Source organism: Undibacterium umbellatum (assembly GCF_014284125.1).
Taxonomy (GTDB): Bacteria; Pseudomonadota; Gammaproteobacteria; order Burkholderiales; family Burkholderiaceae_D; genus Undibacterium; species Undibacterium umbellatum.
The window spans coordinates 100875-118743 of sequence record NZ_JACOFX010000014.1; the positions used below are offsets into that span (position 1 = coordinate 100875).

Here is a 17869-nt window from a genome sequence, read left to right on the forward strand (position 1 = left end):
TGATCTGCACCAGGCAGGATATTTCTGCCTGGTGAGAATAGGTGTTTCAAAGATAATCTATGTGCGGAATTTCTTTTGAGGGAAACTCCGCACATCAATACTGCACATCATTAATGTACATCAGTAACGCATATCAGTAACTCAGCCAGCCATAAACCTCGCCAGATACTCAGGTGAATTAATAAACTGCCCGATCAGCGTCACCGTATCAGTACCTGACTGCGCCAGCAGTGCATCAAACGTCGCCTGATCTGGCGCACGACCCAAGAGACCGATGTAATCCAGCGTCAGCGATACTTTGGATTGCGAATTCGCCTTGAACTCCGTCGATTCCGTAAAGCCTGCCAGCATATCGCCACGGGACAGACCATTCCCTAACTGACCCAACCAGTAAGCTTTACCTGCTGCGTCTGAACCACGGTGCAGCACATTCTGGTAGACACGGTCTACAAATGCCGTATTGTCCAATGCCCCGTAAGTCTTCTGGAACTCAGCACTGGCCACGAATGAGCTACTGATCTTGGACAGGTTCATGCCATCCTTTTGCGCCTGCATCCAGTACGCCAGGCCCTCACGGTCAGGCAAACGGTCAAAGGCGCCAAAGTACAGGCGTGTGATACCGCCTATGCCACTCTGGAACTCAGCCGACTCCATAAAGGATGCCGCCACCTGAGCCCGGCTCATCTTGCCACTGTCGATTTGCTGCTGCCAGTACTGCACACCTGCCGCATCCGCCTCACGGAACAGCACATCGCGGTAGAGCTGCATGGCAAACAAGTCAGAGCGGTGTAGTACATCATTGTCTTTGACATCGACCTTGGTGCCGACTTTTGCTTCTATCGCATCGGGGATACCATCGCCATCTTTGTCACCTGGCAGTGATGTACTTGGATTGGTCGGAATCGTGGTTTTAAAGCCCAGACCACCAACAAGGCTGATCTTGCCATCGACCTTGCCGTCAGCATCAAAGAGTCCGCCATCAGTGATCTTGAAATCCACTTTCAGTTTGCCGTTCACTGTCGCAATATTAGTGGCAATATTCGTCCAGGTGCCAGCCTTGTCCTGTACCCAGTAACCATTCACAGGTCCGATGGCGTCCGTGTAGAGCGACATTGTGGTTTCCTGCCCTGCAGTCAGGTCGGTCAGTTGGGTAGTGATCATGCCGTACTGCATGCTTAGTTCTGCCGGCAGCGTCGCTGGCGCTACCGTCGTGTTCACATTGGTTTGTGACAGGAAATTGCTATTGGCCAGCGTCACATAATGCTGAGTCGCAGCCGTATTGTTATGCCACATCAGGGAACTGACATTCTTCTGTGACTGATCCGGTATGCCGTCGCCATTACCATCGCCATTGCCCTCACCTTTCAGATTGGGGACTTCCGCCTCTGTCCCTTGAGTAATACCATCACCGTCGGCATCGCTACTGCCACTATTGGGATTATCTGTTCCGGTGTTGATGCTAAAGGGCTGCGCCACTTCCAGGCTGCTATTACCTGCCAGGTCAATGACCCTGACCTTGAGGGTGTTGCTGCCAGAAAGTAATTGATTCGGTAAATTCCATGTTGTGCTGCCCGCGGTCGCCAGCGTATTGATCCAGTTGGCACCATTATCCAGCGAGACCTGCACGGTTTCCCCCGCCAGCAGACCGGCAGTGAGGCTACCCGAAATGGTCTGGTTGCTGATGGTGGTGATGAAGTCAGTAGCGCTGACACCATCATCATTCGACAGACGGACAGAGCCTATGCCCGTTGTCGGCGCGGTATGGTCTACCTGATACAACTGCCCGGTAAAGCCGCCATTGAGTGGCAGACTGGACGTATCCACAATGCCTGTGCCACTGCCCTTGAGGTTCAGGCCCAGGGTACCATCACCTGTCAGGCCCGTGATCCTGACGCTATAGGTAGAAGGGTCAAGCTGGGTGACGCTGCTGATGGTGCCTGCCGCAGTGCCTGTGGTGGCCAGGGCAAAGGCAGCCGCATTCACACCCGTCACCGCTTCACTGAAGCTCACTTTGTACTCTATCGTACCCAGACTGGTGTTCTCAGGCTGGATACGGGTAATACCGGTAGCAACAGGCGCAACATTATCGCCAACAGCGATAGTAAAACTCTTCTCATAGGCAGCACCCAAGGCATCGGTGGCGCGCACAAAGACACTGTAATTACCCGGCGTCATGCCCACAGGGTTCTTTGCCACCAGGCTATTGCCTGAGATGGTGAACTTGCTATTGTCCTTATCATTCGTGCCATTGCCTGTTACCAGCGTGAACGCTGCCGTATCACCAGGATTAGGATCAACCGCAGTCAGCGTACCAACACTGGTATTGTCAGCAGAGCCCTGCTGTACAGCCGCATTCGACAGTGTGATATTGGTCGGTGCGGCATTGACACCTGTGGCAATCACGGTGGTGGTGTTATTGAGTACCGCAGAAGCAATACCATCATTGGCACTGATGGTAAACGTCGTGGTTTCTGTGCCACCGACAGGGACACGGCCCGCCGCAGGCTGGAATACCAGGCCACGGATGGCGGCCTCAACGGCAGCCGGGGTACCGGCTGCATGGGTATAGGTCAGACCGCCATCGGCGGTTGAGAAACCTGTGGCTGCCAGGGAGGCGGCAGTAAAGGCTCCTTTGGCGGCGGTATCGAGGCTGATGATGATGGTTTCCGACGCACCCACATCAGGATCGGTGATGGTGACACCGGTGAACGGAGAAACCGTGGTGGTTTCGGTCACAGTCTGGCCGGCGACAACACCGCCGATGACGGGAGCGACGTTGTTGCCGGTGACGGTAATGAAATTGCCAAACAGGTCTGCGATGACGACAGCAGTAGCGGCACCGGTATTCCAGTCTTCCAGCATGCCGATGTTGTAGGTGGTGCTGTCGGTGGAAGAATTGCCATCCTTGTTGAGCTTCAGTGCCAGTTGCGTCTTGTCGGCGACACTCATGGTCATGGTGAAGCTGGTGTTGGAGGTGATGTCTATATTCGGGGTATCGGTCAGGGTGTAGTTAATGGCACCCTGGCCGAGGAAGCGGATACGGTTGGCGGTAATGTCGTTGCTGGCCCCTGTCAGGCTCAGGAAGTTGTTGCCCGTGACCACCAGTACGCCCGTGCCGACGTTGTAGGTAGCCGAGGTGACGGTAGGTGCCACCACATTGGTAACGGTAACGCCATTGCCGGTCAGATCAGCAATGACGACAGCGGCATCAGCCCCGGCATTCCAGTCTTCGTTGGCGATCAGGTTGTACGTATTGACACTGGTGGAACTGGTGCCATTCTTGTTCATGATGAGGTTGGCACCCAACCTGTCTGCAGCACTCAAGGTCAGTGTGAACGAAGTGGCGGAGGTGATCTCGACATTGCTGGTGGTGGTGAGGGTATAGCTGGCACCACCTTCACCTTGCAGGCTGAACTTGTTGGCGACGATGTCATTGGTGGCCCCTGTCAGGCCGGTCAGCCCGGTACCTGTGACGGTCAGTACACCGGTGCTGGCGTTGTAGACCGAGGAGGTGATGGTCGGCACTGCGACATTGGAGACGGTAATCGGGGCCGTGGTGACGGCAATGTTGCCACCGGTAATGACGCTGTCCCAGTCGTCTGCTGCGGCCAGATTGTAAGTCGTACCACCGGTTGAGGTCGTACCATTCTTGTTGAACAGGCCTTCAACGGTAGTCTGGTCGGTACCGGCCAGTGTTACAGCAAAGCTGGTGGCGGAGGTGACTTCGACATTGCCGGTGGTCGACAAAGTCCGGACGACACCGCCTTCGCCTTTGATGGTCAGGGCAGAGACGGTGATGTCATTGGTGGCACCGAGGGTGCTGACGAGGCCTGTGCCGGTGACGGTCAGGACGTGAGTGGTGACGTCGTAGGTGGCTGAGGTAATGGTTGGGGCAGATACATTGGAGACGGTGACGGCATTGCCGGTCAGGTCGGCACCCGATGTGGTGGTGGCGTCCCAGGAAGCAGCAGCGGCCAGGTTGAAGGTGGTGGCATCAACGGCCGTGGTGCCAGTCTTGTTCAACAGGCCATTGACGGCGAGTTTGTCGGCGGCGTTCAGGGTCACGGCAAAGGCGGTACTGCTGCTGGCGGTGACGTTGGGGGTGGTTAAGGTATAAGAACCACCACCCTGGCCGACGAGTGAGAGTTTGCTGACATCAATGGTGTCGCCACCGACAATATTGACGGCAGTGACACTCAGAATACCTGTGGCTGCATCGTAGGTAGAGCTGATGATGCTCGGTGCAGCGTTGGAAACGGTGATGCCATTGCCAGTCAAATCCTGGATGTTGCCACCGGTGATGGCGCTGTTCCAGTCATCGGCAGCGGCGATGTTATAGGTGGTACTACTGACCGAAGAGGTACCATTTTTATTCAACAGCGCGGCAACACCACCGATATCAGCACCAGTCAGGGTGACGGTAAAGCTGGTGGCAGAAGTGACTTCAACGTTACCAGTGGCGGACAGGGTGTAGGTCGCACCGCCTTCACCGGTGATGGTGAGCTTGGACATCGTGACGTCATTGGTCGCACCGATGGTTTTAACAAGGTTGGTGCCAGTGACGGTCAAGACGTTGGTGGTACCGTCATAAGTCGCGGACGTAATCGTTGGTGCGGTGACATTCGATACAGTCACAGCATTGCCGGTCAAATCTGCACTGGATGCGGTGGTGGCGTCCCAGTTAGCAGCAGCGGCCAGGTTAAATGTGGTGGTATCAACGGCGGTGGTGCCGTTGTTGTTCAAGATGCCGTTGATGGCCAATTTGTCGGTAGCGTTCAGAGTGACTGCAAAGGCGGTACTGCTGCTGGCGGTGACGTTGGCAGAGGTCAGGGTGTAGGAGCCAGCCTGGCCTGTGATCGAGAGTTTGCTGACATCGATGGTGTCGCCACCGACGATGTTGACTGCCGAGACGGACAATATGCCAGTCGCTGCATCGTAGGTAGAACTCAATATGCTTGGCGCGGCATTGGAAACGGTGATGCCGTTACCAGTTAAATCCTGAATGTTGCCACCGGTGATGGCGCTGTTCCAGTCATCGGCAACGGCGAGGTTGTAGGTGGTGGCACTGCTGGCAGACGAGGTGCCGTTCTTGTTGAGCAAGTTATCGACTGCGACAATATCGGCACCAGCCAGGGTGAAGGTAAAGCTGGTGGCGGAGGTGACTTCGACGTTGCCCGTTGTGGACAGGGTGCGGGTTGCACCGCCTTCGCCAGTGATGGTCAATGTCGAGATGTTCACATCGTTTGTTGCACCGATGGTCTTGACGAGGTTGGTGCCAGTGACGGTGAAGACGTGGCTGGTACCGTCATAAGTCGCGGACGTAATCGTTGGTGCGGTGACATTCGATACAGTCACAGCATTGCCGGTCAAATCTGCACTGGATGCGGTGGTGGCGTCCCAGTTAGCAGCAGCGGCCAGGTTAAATGTGGTGGTATCAACGGCGGTGGTGCCGTTGTTGTTCAAGATGCCGTTGATGGCGAGCTTATCGGCGGCATTCAACGTGACTGCAAAGGCTGTACTGCTGCTGGCGGTGACGTTGGCAGAGGTCAGGGTGTAGGAACCAGCCTGGCCTGTGATCGAGAGTTTGGAGACATCAATGGTGTCTCCGCCGACGATGTTGACTGCCGAGACGGACAATATGCCAGTCGCTGCATCGTAGGTTGAGCTCAATATGCTTGGTGCGGCATTGGAAACGGTGATGCCGTTACCAGTCAAATCCTGAATGTTGCCACCAGTGATGGCGCTGTTCCAGTCATCGGCAACGGCGAGGTTGTAGGTGGTGGCACTGCTGGCAGACGAGGTGCCGTTCTTGTTGAGCAAGTTATCGACTGCGACAATATCGGCACCAGCCAGGGTGAAGGTAAAGCTGGTAGCGGAGGTGACTTCGACGTTGCCAGTTGTGGACAGGGTGCGGGTTGCACCGCCTTCGCCAGTGATGGTCAGCGTCGAGATGTTCACATCGTTTGTTGCACCAATGGTCTTGACGAGGTTGGTACCCGTGATGGTGAAGACGTGCGTGGTGCCATCGTAAGTTGCAGACGTAATTGTTGGTGCGGTGACGTTGGAGACAGTCACTGCATTGCCGGTCAGGTCGGCACCGGAAGTTCTTGTCTGATCCCAGGAAGCAGCGGCAGCCAGGTTAAAGGTGGTGGTGTCCACCGCCGTGGTGCCGTTCTTGTTCAAAATACCGTTGATGGCAAGTTTGTCGGCAGCACCCAGCGTAACGATGAAAGACGTGGCACTGGCCGCACTTGGATTGCTGGTAGCCGCTGTCAGCGTGTAAGAACCACCTTCTCCAGTCACACTTAATTTGGTGACATCAATGACGTCGTTGGTGGCGATGTTGGCGGCAGAAACCGTCAACATCCCAGTCGCTGCATCGTAAGTAGAACTCAATATGCTAGGCGCGGCATTGGAGACGGTGATGCCATTGCCGGTTAAATCAGCAATATTACCGCCGGTGATGGCGCTGTTCCAGTCGTCGGCTGCTGCGATGTTATAGGTGGTGGAACTGCTGGCGGAAGACGTGCCGTTTTTATTGAGCAGGCTATCCACGGCCACAATGTCTGCGCCAGCCAGGGTAAAGGTAAAGCTGGTGGCGGAGGTGACTTCGACGTTGCCCGTTGTGGACAGGGTGCGGGTTGCACCGCCTTCGCCAGTGATGGTCAGCGTCGAGATGTTCACATCGTTTGTTGCACCAATGGTCTTGACGAGGTTGGTACCGGTGATGACGAACTGATGCGTTGTACCATCGTAGGTCGCAGAGGTAATCGTTGGTGCAGTGACGTTGGAGACGGTCACACCATTGCTGGTCAGGTCAGCGCTCGCATTGACAGTGCTATCCCAACCAGCCGCAGCAGCGAGATTAAAGGTTGTGGTATCAACGGCAGTCGTACCATTTTTGTTGAGTACACCATTGACGGCCAGTTTGTCGACTGCACCCAACGTGACTGTGAAAGAGGTAGCACTGCTGGCGGTTGGATTGCTGGTGTCAACTGTCAGTGTGTAAGAACCACCTTCGCCGGTAAGGCTTAATTTGGTGGCATCAATCGCATCACCAGTCAGCATATTAGTACCAGTGACGGTCAATACACCTGTGCTGGCATCATAGGTCGCCGATGTAATCGTAGGCGAAACGACATTTGATACCGTAATACCATTGCCTGTCAGGTCAGCAACATTGAGCGCTGCATCAGCGCCGTTGGCCCAGTCATCCGCTGCTGCCAGATTGTAAGTCGTGCCACCTACTGACTGCGTGCCATTATTATTGAGCAAGGTACGCAATCCAGATTTGTCGGCGGTCGAAAGTACCAGAGTGAAGCTGGTGTCAGAAGTGATCTCGACGTTGGCAGTATCCGTCAATGCATAAGTGCTGCCACCCTGACCAGTCAGCGTGAACTTATTGGCGATAATATCGTTGATAGCGCCTGCACGATGGGTAAATCCGGTACCTGTTACTACCAGCGTACCTGTGCTGGCATCATAAGTGGCTGATGTGACGTCAGGTGCCGCCACCGTGTTGGCCGTGATGCCGTTACCAGTCAGGTCGGCAACGACGACTGCCGGATCAGCACCGGCTGCCCAGTCTTCGGCGGCGGCCAGGTTATAAGTGGTGCCACCAGTGGAACTGGCACCATTTTTGTTGATGATCTGATTGACGCCAGATTTGTCGGTCGCGCTCAGAAGCAGGGTAAACGTTGTGTTTGAGGTAATTTCTACATTTGCTGTGTCGGTTAGCGTATAGGTCGAACCACCTTCGCCAGTCATGGTGAATTTGTTGGCGACGATGTCGTCTGTTCCTCCATTATTCAGGTGAGTGAAGCCCGTTCCGGTTACCACCAGGCTTCCCGTGCTGGCATTGTAGGTGGCGGAAGTAATGGTCGGCACCTGAACATTACTGACGGTAATGAAGTTGTTGACAATATCTTTAATGTCGCCCCCTGTGATGACGGTGTTCCAATCGTCAGCACCTTTAACGAGGTATAGTGAAGAGGCAGATGTTGGGAGAGTGCCGTCTTTGTTAATGTATTGGTTGAGGCCAGCCTTGTCAGCAGCGCTCAGGATGAGTGTAAAGGAAGTAGCAGACGTGATGTCCACATCTGGGGTATCAGTCAACACATAAGTGACGTTGCCCTCGCCGCGTATAGATATTTTGTTGGCAGTGATGTCGTTGTTTGACCCAATGGCACTGACTAGATTTGTGCCCGTAACAACGAGTGTGCCTGTGTTGGCGTCATAGGTGGCAGACTCGAGCGTCGGCGCTGTGACATTGGAGACGGTGACGCCATTGCCGGTCAAATCAGCTGAGGCGGCGGCCGTTACATCCCAGTTGGCCGCTGCCGCTAGGTTGAACGTAATGGCACCGGTCGCAGACGTAGTTCCGTTGTTGTTCAGTACGCCATTGACCGCAATTTTGTCCGCTGCACCTAGTGTGACCGTGAAAGAGGTAGCGCTGCTGGCAGTGGGATTACTGGTAGCTCCAGTGAGAGTATATGAGCCACCCTGCCCAGTAAGTGTAAGTTTGGTGACATCGATCGTGCCGCCATTGGTGATGTCGGTGCCGGTGACTACAAGAACGCCTGTGCTGGCATCGTAGGTGGCACTGGTAATACTGGTTGGGATGGCAATGGAAGTAAACGTCCAGGTCGCATTGGAACTGATGCCGTTATAGGTATTGCTGCCACCATCCTGGAAAGCACCGCTGTCAATCAAGACATAGTAACCAGTGTTACCTGCAAACGTGGCGGTTGGATTAATGGTGACCTTGCTGTTGGCCCCACCTGTGCCAGCGCTGAAAGTGACTTTTGCGCCATCATTAGCCGCGATGGTTTCGAGAACGGCATTGTCAGACTGACGATAAATAACTATATTTTTGGCGGCAACAGCAGTGACGGCCGTGCCAAATTCAATGACAAGGTCGTAATTCGCTGGCACATCAATGGCACCGGTATTCGGAGACACCACACCAGCAAAATTGAAGGTATTGTTGTCACTGAATTCGTAAGCACCTATATCTACTGTACCGCCACGTCCAGCACCACGAGCATCGGTCGTGGGCGCACCTGTGGTAGTGCCTGCACTGATTGCATTGCTGCTTGCTGCAATGGCTATGGTTTGAACTGGACCACCGTTAAATGCCAGAGAACCTAAAGCCGAACCCAGAGTAGTGATCGTTCCCGTCAAAGAATTAGTTCCACTTGCTCCTATTGTCGTGAGAACGATGTTGTTGCTGCCAGTTAAGGTGCCGCTGGTACCTACAAAAACGTCAGTATCGTTAGTCGTGCCATTCGTACTGGAGTTATTAGCGATGATCGTGTTTTTTAAGGTTAGATTGGTACCTCTTAAATAGAGTCCACCGCCGCCGCTGCTTGGAGCATTTGCCCCAGTAAATGAATTACCAACAATCGTTGAATTGACTATTGTCGTTAGTCCTGAACCTTGGATTGAGATACCTGCCCCACCTCCAGCGGCATCTGCAGGGGTGCCTGTCGAGTTATTGGCGATGGTTACATTGGTCAATGTGGCACTGGTGGATGACCCAACTGCAATCCCGCCTCCATACCTACCCAAGCTACTGCCAGAATTGCCGCTAATCGTCGTATTGCTGATGACAACTTGTTTACCTGAAACATATGCTCCACCACCATTTCCGCTAGAAAACGTAGCGGTTGATGTGTTATTCGAAATGGTGCTATTACTGATCGTTACATTACTGTTGGTGTCAGAAAAGAGAAGGCCTGCCCCTTGTTTTGTTGCTGTGCTATTGGTAATGATGACGTGATCCAGTGTCAACGAACCTGAATTCTGGAAAGTAATTGCACCGCCGCCATAACCTGAATCCGCATTGATGCCCTTGCCATTAGTGAAGGTCATGCCAGAAAGCGACAATGGTGAAGTATCGCCTCCTCCATAGGCGGCAAAAATCCTTGAGTTATTGTTGCCACTGATAGTCAATAAATTTTCACCAGGACCAACGATGGTCAAGGCGTCGGCATTGCTAGCCGAAGCGGCAACATTTATCTCGCCAGAAGTTAGTGTCAAGGTGGCTGCGCCACTGGCAAATAATGCCGGATCAAAAACAATGGTATCGGCAGCCGCATTGCCCGTAGCTGATGTAATTGCGGCACGCAAAGAGCCTGCACCACTGTCATTCAGATTGGTGACCTTAATAGTTGCAAGATCATATTCATACTGCTGTGCGGAGATGGCTGTGCTTTCCACTGTGCCGCTATGATATTCCAGTGTCCAGTCGCCACGCACACCAGTGTCATTGGTGGACGCTGCCACATCTGCGCCAGTCGCTTTTGCCAGTTGATTGACAAAGCTGCTGCCAGCTTCACCTTTGGCAACATCACAGCCATATAGCAAAATATCTGCCCCTGGTGCCAGCGCCTTGTGTATGCTCGCCATGCTGACTTGATAGTCCGCCAGGTTATATGAGGACAGCATGGTATTACCCATGACCAGATAACCCTCACCGCCATGCGAGACTATGTGAACGGCAGTGATGTCTGCCTTGCCCTGCAAGGCGTCTGCCATTTGTTGCACGCCATTTTTCAAAGGATCAAGCGTGATCACTTCAGTGCCAGGTTTGATATCCTTGATCAGGCTTTGCCAGTTCTGCAAAGTGGTATCAACAAACACGATCTCATGTGGACCAACCTGTGCTGGTGAGGGTGCTAGCGCTGGTGCTGCTGCCTGTAAAACAGGTGTTGGCTGCACTACTGGGAGAGATGCATGATCAGCATCTTGCGCTTGGTTGTTCGGGGATGTGTTAGTTGGGATCATGATCAATTTCCTATCGCAGTCGGAACAAATTTGGCGGTAATGACATTGGCGCGGCTACCAGTCGTGTCTTTCCAAAACGATAGCTGGCTATATTGGTGAAACAAATCGGGAGGCAGTATGGTGTCGCGCTCCTGGAAACTCACTTCTGGCCTGACCTTGTGCAGGCCTCGCATGCCCAGAGGGGCATCAAATTCAGGTGCGTCATACTGGATATTCTGGAAGTCATGCTCGAATGGTTCTGCACCGATGAAGTCATAAATCAGGGGCAGCACTTTTTGTGGCGCTTGCGCCAGCAAGTCATAGTCGATCAGCAGCATGGAGCCAGCGTGTTCACTATAGAAGGCACTTTTCAAGGCCGCCCAGGGGTAACCGACCATGCGGTTGCGCAGAGCCAGGGTCTCTACCCGGCTATAGACCGTTGCGCGTTCATTGTCGTCATTGAAGAGGCGGGTGATTTCATAAGGGTCTGCTGCGTATTTACGCTCTATGCTGTCCATGACCCAGGCCACATTGCGTACACAAGCGATCACTTTGGAACCGGGGAATTGATCCATCAACATCGGCAGATGGGCTGTCCACATGCGGTTGGTGTCAAACACCACACTCTTCTCAGCGTGTTCAGCATAATAAGAATCAAACAATCCACGTACCAGGCGCTTGCGTTCGGCCTTGGTAATTACCGGGCCAAATTCTGTACCTGCGCCAAATTGATGCAACATGCTGGTATATAAAGTGCCAACCGGGCTGGTCATGCCCGCATGAAAGCGCGGGTTTTGCAGCAGCAAGGCTGCCAGTAAGGTAGAACCGGAACGGGGCAAACCTGAGATGAAATGATATTTTGTATGAGTCATGAGGTCTTCGCGTTCAAACTGAAAATGGCATTAGTGCAATAAATATTAAATTGCTTATCGGCTAGATAATGAAAAATTGATCAATTTAATAGAGTCCCGTAAGCTCATCGTAAGAAGATAGGAAAGCGTCTATAGTCTGAGATAAAGCCTGCGAGCCGTACCCATCTGATATGAAATGTGTTTTCATGTATGTAATATGCTCACATTCTCAAGAAAGTAGTCAGTTGATCAATTGCATCAGCCAAGTCTGTTTGACTGGTATCTATCACACACTCTGCTGAGGTTGGCGCTTCATAAGGCGCAGAGACACCGGTGAGTTGCAGTGCAGGGTTTTGTTTTGCTTTGGCGTACCAGCCCTTGGGGTCGCGTTGCTGGCAGATGTGCAGAGGTGTCGAGATATAGGTTTCAATAAATTTGTCATGACCTATGATGCTGCGCGCCAGCGCCCGCCCACGCATGCTGGGAGAAACCAGAGCGACGACGGCAAAAATGCCATTGAGATTGAGCAGGCGGGCCATTTCAGCGGTCCTGCGGCCTTGTTCTTCACGGTCAGCCAGGCTAAAGCCCAGGTCCTTTGACAAACCCTGCCTTATTTCATCACCATCAAGCACGCACACTGCAATAGATTGTTCGCGTAGATGCCTGGCTAGGTTTTGCGCAAGTGTTGTCTTCCCCGCCCCGGGCAAGCCACTTAGCCACCAGGTTTTGACTTTGTTTGCAGCAAGTTCTGTACTGCTTTCTGTTTGATTACTTCCAGGCATCTGCACACCACCGATAAGCTAAAAAAATCGGGACTAAGCAGAAACCCGATACGTAACAGATCAGAAATCAGCAGGGGCTGTTTGAATTGGCTTATTGCAAAACTCACAGATGGTGCCAGTCAGTTTGAAAGGCCAATATTTCTGACTTGCAATTTATCTTGGAAAATCAAGAAGATAAATTGTTAAGTGTTAAATAATTAACTGTAATACTAACATTGAAAACTTTTTTTGCGCGCAAATGTAACAAAAAAACTGCTAATTAATTAAGTAATTTAGATGAAAAATTTGCATGGCACTGAGATAAGCTAAAAAAATTTTCCCCAGGGAAATTAATTGAAGATAACCTGATAGTAAACACAAGTGCCGCCATCTTCATGTGGGCGCTGATATTGCCCTTTGGAATGGTCGGCCAGGGTGGGGGCGACAGTCCAGATGTGTCTGCCCAAGGCGGGGTGCTCGACAAAATAATTATCTTGTGCCAGCGGTTGACTGGAAGATCCTGCAAAAATCAACAACAAAGGGGTGCGGAATATTTCTGGAAGGCCACGGCGTGGGCGTTCTTCTGCTTCTACCAGTTCGAGGTGAATGATGCCATTCGAGGTTTCGAGTTGAAACTTGTTACCGATGAGGGGGTGGACTTGTTCTAAGCTGATGGTCATGATCAATGTTGTGAAAAGTTTCACTTGCAAGAAAGCACAAGCATAGGCAGGATAATATACATGTTATTTTAACCAGCTTGGGAGTGCTTGTGTATAAATTACCTGCTGCGCTTGCATTGCGTGAAGTGTATGACGACGATCAGGCTTTTCTGGATGCTCTGTATGCCAGCCGCCGTGAAGACTTGCGGCAAATGCCGATGGATGCCGCATTCATTGCGCAAATGATCAAAATGCAACAGCATGTGCAAATGGAGGGTGTCAGGATGAATTATCCTGATGCCATGCATAGGGTGATTGAGCGCGCTGGTCAGGCTGTAGGGCGCGTCATTATCAATGCAGGCAGTGATGATATACGCCTGATCGATATAGCGATTATTCCTTCAGTGCAACGCCAAGGTATTGCCAGGGCTATTTTGCTGGCACTACAGGCCGATGCACAAGGCCAGGGAAAGGGTGTCAGCCTTGCTGTTGAACAAACCAATTTTGCAGCGCGCGGCCTGTATTTACAATTGGGCTTTGTTGCCATAAGTGCTGATGCCCTGTTTGAACAAATGCACTGGCGTTCACAGGCAGCCGCAGAGGAGCAAGCCATGATCGATTTATTGCCAGCCACCACCCTCGCTCACAAGATCACACAACAAGGGCAGTTTGATGCGACAGCCTAGCCGTTATCTGAAGTTGCCCTTCAGTTTTGATTTAGGACGCCTGCGTGCCGAACTGCACCAACTCGAAGCCTCAGAATGGATCAGGCATTTCAATACCAATGCCTACATCAACAACTGGACCTGCCTGCCCTTGCGCGCGGTGGATGGCCGTATTGATCACATCATGCCTGTCAATGAAGGCAATTTTCAGGATACGGCGCTCATGCAAACCTCCCCTTATTTGCGGGAAGTTGTCGATACGTTTCTATGTGAAAAAACGTCTGTGCGCCTGATGTCGCTGGAGGCAGGCGGTGTTATCAAAGAGCACAGGGACGATGGTACTTCGCTGGAGGATGGTATTACCCGTTTGCATATCCCCATCACCACCACGCCGGATGTGCTATTCAAAATCGATGGCGAAGAAGTGCATTTTTCAGCGGGCGATACCTGGTATCTGAATGCCGCCTGCCTGCATGGTGTAGTCAACCCCAGTAGTCATGCCAGGGTACATTTGATGCTCGATTGTGTCAGCAATGCCTGGCTGGAGCAGGTGTTCCTCGATGCTGGCTGGATTGCCAGACCCAAACCAAAATATGATGACCCGGCTATTCATGACGGTAATGTGCAGGAAGTGATCGCCATGTTGCGCGCGACCGGGCAAAGTGCGGGCTTGCAAATTGCCAGCCGCCTGGAAGCCATACGGCTGGGGCAGGCGATACCTAATTGAATACAAGAAATGGATAGCATGGAAATCAAACCCGGCTTCGCCGCCGAAGAAAGGGCTTTGCTGCGCGGGCAGCAAATCGATGCGCGAGACTTGCCAAGCATGCTGGGCTGGTTCCCTGTGGCTATTGAGGCGGGTGCAGGCACACTCTGCTGGCGGCATCTGGGTGAGGCCAGGTTTCTGGAGTCATTTTTTCTTGACACATTGAATCAGCAAAGCCGTGAGCACAGGCAAGTTTGCCTGACGCCGCTGGCGAGTTTGCCAGAACAACTGGCCAGCTTGCCGCAGGTGCCTCCAATGGCGTTTATCTTTCATGTATCTCGCTGTGGTTCTACCTTGTTGACACAGATGCTGGCATCGCTGCCGCAATGCGTGGTGATGTCGGAGCCACCAGTCATCGATGCATTTTTCCGCTACTACCATGCGCATCCCGAACTGCAAAATGCGACCATCATTTTCCAGAATCTGATTGCCGCATTGGGTCAAAGACGTTCACCAGACGAAAGTCATTTCTTTGTCAAATTCGATAGCTGGCATTTGCCCTGGTTGCCCTTTGTGCGTGCCGCGTTTCCCGCTATACCCATCATTTTTTTATACCGCGAACCGCAAGCCGTGCTGGCTTCGCATCAGCGTCAGCGCGGACCGCAGATGATACCGGGGTTATTGAATACCACCCGGCTCCAAGCTGCAGCCTCGCATGAGCAAGCGGCAAATTTTGATGCTTATGCTGCCAGCATGTTGGTGAGCATGTTACAGGCCGGTTTTGAAAGCGCCGTCTCGCAAGATTTGATTTTATTGAATTACAGCCAATTACCAGAAGTCTTATGGGCTGAATTGCTGATGCAGTTTCGACTCGATTGCAGTGAGCAAGATTTGATGAAACTGCAAGCACGCTCTGCCTTGCATTCCAAGCACAGGCATACCGGCTTTACAGGCGATCCTGCGCCTGCCGTATCTGCGCAGGAGTGGGAGGTATCTACTTGCCTGCAACATTGCAATCAAATTTTTCTGCAACTAGAGGAATTGCGATCAAAAGTTAAAATTTGTAAAGTTGTATCAGGATGAAAATATTGCAGTGTTATTTCTATATAACAGTTGTAGAATTGGTTTGCTTTTTTTGAAATTGCTTGTTTGTTTGCATATTGAAAGCCATTGATGAAAGCTCTGAATTCAGACCCGTATCTGGGGATGGATGCAGAAGAGACTAGATAGCAAGATCCCTGTTTAAACGATAACTTGAATTGGAGTATGCAATGGATGCATTTATGGGTTCCGTATTGGCGGTTGGCTTTAATTATCCCCCACGTGGCTGGCTTTTCTGCAATGGGCAAACCGTGCCTATCCAGCAAAATTCTGCCATGTTTGCCTTGCTGGGCACCATGTATGGCGGCGATGGCCAAAATACATTTGGCATCCCTGATTTACGTGGTCGCGTAGTCGTTGGTTCGCAGGCACAAGGGCCAGGTCTGGCCAATGTTTCACAAGGTGAGAAAGCGGGTAGCAATAATGCGACAGTGATCTCCAACGGTACGGCGACTATCACATTGTCAACAGCAAACATGCCTTCTCATACCCATACCGGAACAGTTACTCTGAGTGGCATCACCGCAAGCACAACTATAAACGTTGGTGCTGGAACGAATGGTGGTGTTGCTGCTGTCCTGAACAATGGCGGGCTGACCAGTACCGCAACTGGTTCAGGGACAGCTGCTGCCATATTCTTACCAGCAGGAACTGCGCCAACCAGCCCGGTCGCTTTGGGTGGCGTTACTACGACAGTTTCAGGCTCTGGCACTGTCAATAACTCAAATACCGGCAGTGGAACTCCATTGACAGTACCTGTCGTATCAAGCGCTACTATCTCCAATATGCAGCCTTATCTGGGTTTGAACTACATCATCGCGATGGAAGGTATCTTCCCATCCAGGAACTAATTTTCCAGCATAAGAAAAATGGCGCCAGTATCAAGGGCGCCATTTTTTTATGTCTGTATCTGCAGTTTGCCGCCTGAGACTCTTTCTATACCTGCCAGATCACGCCAGCTTTGTACTTCAGTAAAGCTGGCCTGCACCAATAAATCGCGCACCGCTTCTGCCTGGTCATAACCATGTTCCAGCAAGATCCAGCCATCTGCCAGCAAGTGCAAATGTGCCTCGCCTATGATCTGGCGATAGGCAGACAAGCCATCTGCGTGGTCAGTCAGCGCATCGACGGGTTCAAAGCGTAAATCACCTTGTTGTAAATGAGCATCATTTTCAACGATATAGGGTGGGTTGCTAACGATGGTCTGGAATTTTTTATCTGCAAGTGCTGTGTACCAATTGCTGCAAAAAAATTCCACTTTATCTGCGGGCAGATGTCGCCTGGCATTTTCCCGGGCGACTGCTAATGCAGTGGGGCTGACATCCAGGGCCGCGACTTGCAAGTCTGGTCTTTGGTGGGCAATTGCCACGGCAATTGCACCAGAGCCGGTGCCCATGTCCAGCAGCCTGGAATTGGCTGGCGCATATTGCAGTGCCAGTTCCACCAGCAATTCTGTATCGGGGCGTGGGATGAGTACGGCAGGGGTGACATGAAAATTCAAACCAAAAAAATCTCGTTCCTGCAGTATGTAGGCAATGGGTTCGCCTTTGATGCGACGGCTAAATAACTCTTGCACGATGGCGAGTTGTTCAGCATCGAGTACAAGTTCAGACTGGGTGATCAGTTGTATGCGCGTCATGCCCAGCCCGTGCATGAGCAGCAGGCGGGTGTCTATCCGTTCGAGCGGGCTGCTGTTTTCACAGGCAGCCAGGGTGTTACCAGGCTGTAGCCAGTCCAGCATTAGCGTGAGGGGCCAAACATGCCGCGCTTGGTTTTTTGATTGCGTATCAACACAATCAGCAAGGTCAGGCTAAATAATATAAAAAATATGGCGGCCCAGGCTGGCAGTGACAGGCCCAAGGTAGGTGGATAAGGTGTTTCGCACAGGCCATCGGCCTTGAACATGGCTGGCCACCATTGCGCCAGGAAGAAACTGTTCAAACCAGTTTCCAGTGGGTCGATGCCACAGGAGAGGGCTGGGTGTTCAAGTATCCAGAAATGCTTGCCAGCCGCACCCAGGCCAATCAGGCTGGATAACAAAGCCATGCCAGTTGTGATGCGGTGCACGATGCCATCCGTTGTAACAGCAATCAGGCAGAAAATCGCAATCAGGGCAAAGGCATAGCGCTGGAATACGCAATACGGGCAAGGCAGCATTTTTTCCACGATTTGCAAATACAGGGCAGCTGCCAGCAAGCCTATGCAAGTAACAGCAACCGATAGCAGAATTTTTTTCGACAGATTCATGGTGAACGCGGTGAAAGTATAGGTGTTGGACGCAGTTCTGGCGTTTTAGTTCTGCATCGCATGATAGTGGCAGCGAGTATCCGACAGTTTGATGCAATTGCGCAATCAAAAA

The 17869-nt window shown here is 52.1% G+C and carries 10 protein-coding genes; 4 read left to right on the forward strand and 6 right to left on the reverse strand.

Annotated elements, in window-relative coordinates; all coding sequences use genetic code 11:
* Nucleotides 1-141 precede the first annotated feature (141 nt).
* From H8L47_RS21520 to H8L47_RS21535, 4 genes are all read right to left on the reverse strand, one after another.
* Nucleotides 142-10788 carry a DUF4347 domain-containing protein gene (locus tag H8L47_RS21520; RefSeq protein ID WP_186955653.1) on the reverse strand — a complete coding sequence of 3549 codons (10647 nt, stop codon included), beginning with the start codon at nucleotides 10786-10788 and terminating at the stop codon, nucleotides 142-144.
* A gap of 2 nt (nucleotides 10789-10790) precedes the next feature.
* Entirely contained in the window at nucleotides 10791-11639 is an 849-nt protein-coding gene (locus tag H8L47_RS21525; RefSeq protein WP_186955654.1) for a sulfotransferase, read from the reverse strand.
* 200 nt (nucleotides 11640-11839) lie between these two features.
* Nucleotides 11840-12400, reverse strand: coding sequence for an adenylyl-sulfate kinase (gene cysC, locus H8L47_RS21530; protein ID WP_186955655.1), 561 nt, complete (start codon nucleotides 12398-12400; stop codon nucleotides 11840-11842).
* Nucleotides 12401-12729: 329 nt separating this feature from the next.
* Nucleotides 12730-13059 (reverse strand): DUF6916 family protein, encoded by a 330-nt coding sequence (locus H8L47_RS21535; RefSeq protein WP_186955656.1) that lies wholly within the window; start codon nucleotides 13057-13059, stop codon nucleotides 12730-12732.
* 89 nt (nucleotides 13060-13148) lie between these two features.
* Between H8L47_RS21535 and H8L47_RS21540 the strand changes: the two genes are divergently transcribed.
* The 4 genes from H8L47_RS21540 to H8L47_RS21555 all read left to right on the forward strand — a co-directional run bounded on the left by H8L47_RS21540 (nucleotide 13149) and on the right by H8L47_RS21555 (nucleotide 16361).
* Entirely contained in the window at nucleotides 13149-13724 is a 576-nt protein-coding gene (locus tag H8L47_RS21540) for a GNAT family N-acetyltransferase (protein ID WP_186955657.1), read from the forward strand.
* Entirely contained in the window at nucleotides 13711-14430 is a 720-nt protein-coding gene (locus H8L47_RS21545; RefSeq protein ID WP_162060879.1) for an aspartyl/asparaginyl beta-hydroxylase domain-containing protein, read from the forward strand. The genes H8L47_RS21540 and H8L47_RS21545 overlap by 14 nt, the downstream gene beginning before the upstream one ends.
* Before the next feature lie 9 nt (nucleotides 14431-14439).
* On the forward strand, nucleotides 14440-15492 hold the full coding sequence (locus H8L47_RS21550; protein ID WP_222616635.1) for a sulfotransferase: 1053 nt from the start codon (nucleotides 14440-14442) through the stop codon (nucleotides 15490-15492).
* Nucleotides 15493-15680: 188 nt separating this feature from the next.
* Nucleotides 15681-16361 carry a phage tail protein gene (locus tag H8L47_RS21555; RefSeq protein WP_186955659.1) on the forward strand — a complete coding sequence of 227 codons (681 nt, stop codon included), beginning with the start codon at nucleotides 15681-15683 and terminating at the stop codon, nucleotides 16359-16361.
* 47 nt (nucleotides 16362-16408) lie between these two features.
* On the opposite strand, the gene prmC is transcribed toward H8L47_RS21555, so the two are convergent.
* Nucleotides 16409-17251: a peptide chain release factor N(5)-glutamine methyltransferase gene (prmC, locus tag H8L47_RS21560; RefSeq protein WP_186955660.1), complete on the reverse strand. Its 843-nt coding sequence runs from the start codon at nucleotides 17249-17251 to the stop codon at nucleotides 16409-16411.
* The gene (locus H8L47_RS21565; RefSeq protein WP_186955661.1) at nucleotides 17251-17757 is read right to left on the reverse strand and encodes a disulfide bond formation protein B; all 507 of its coding nucleotides are present in this window, start codon (nucleotides 17755-17757) and stop codon (nucleotides 17251-17253) included. The genes prmC and H8L47_RS21565 overlap by 1 nt, the downstream gene beginning before the upstream one ends.
* Between the last annotated feature and the right edge of the window lie 112 nt (nucleotides 17758-17869).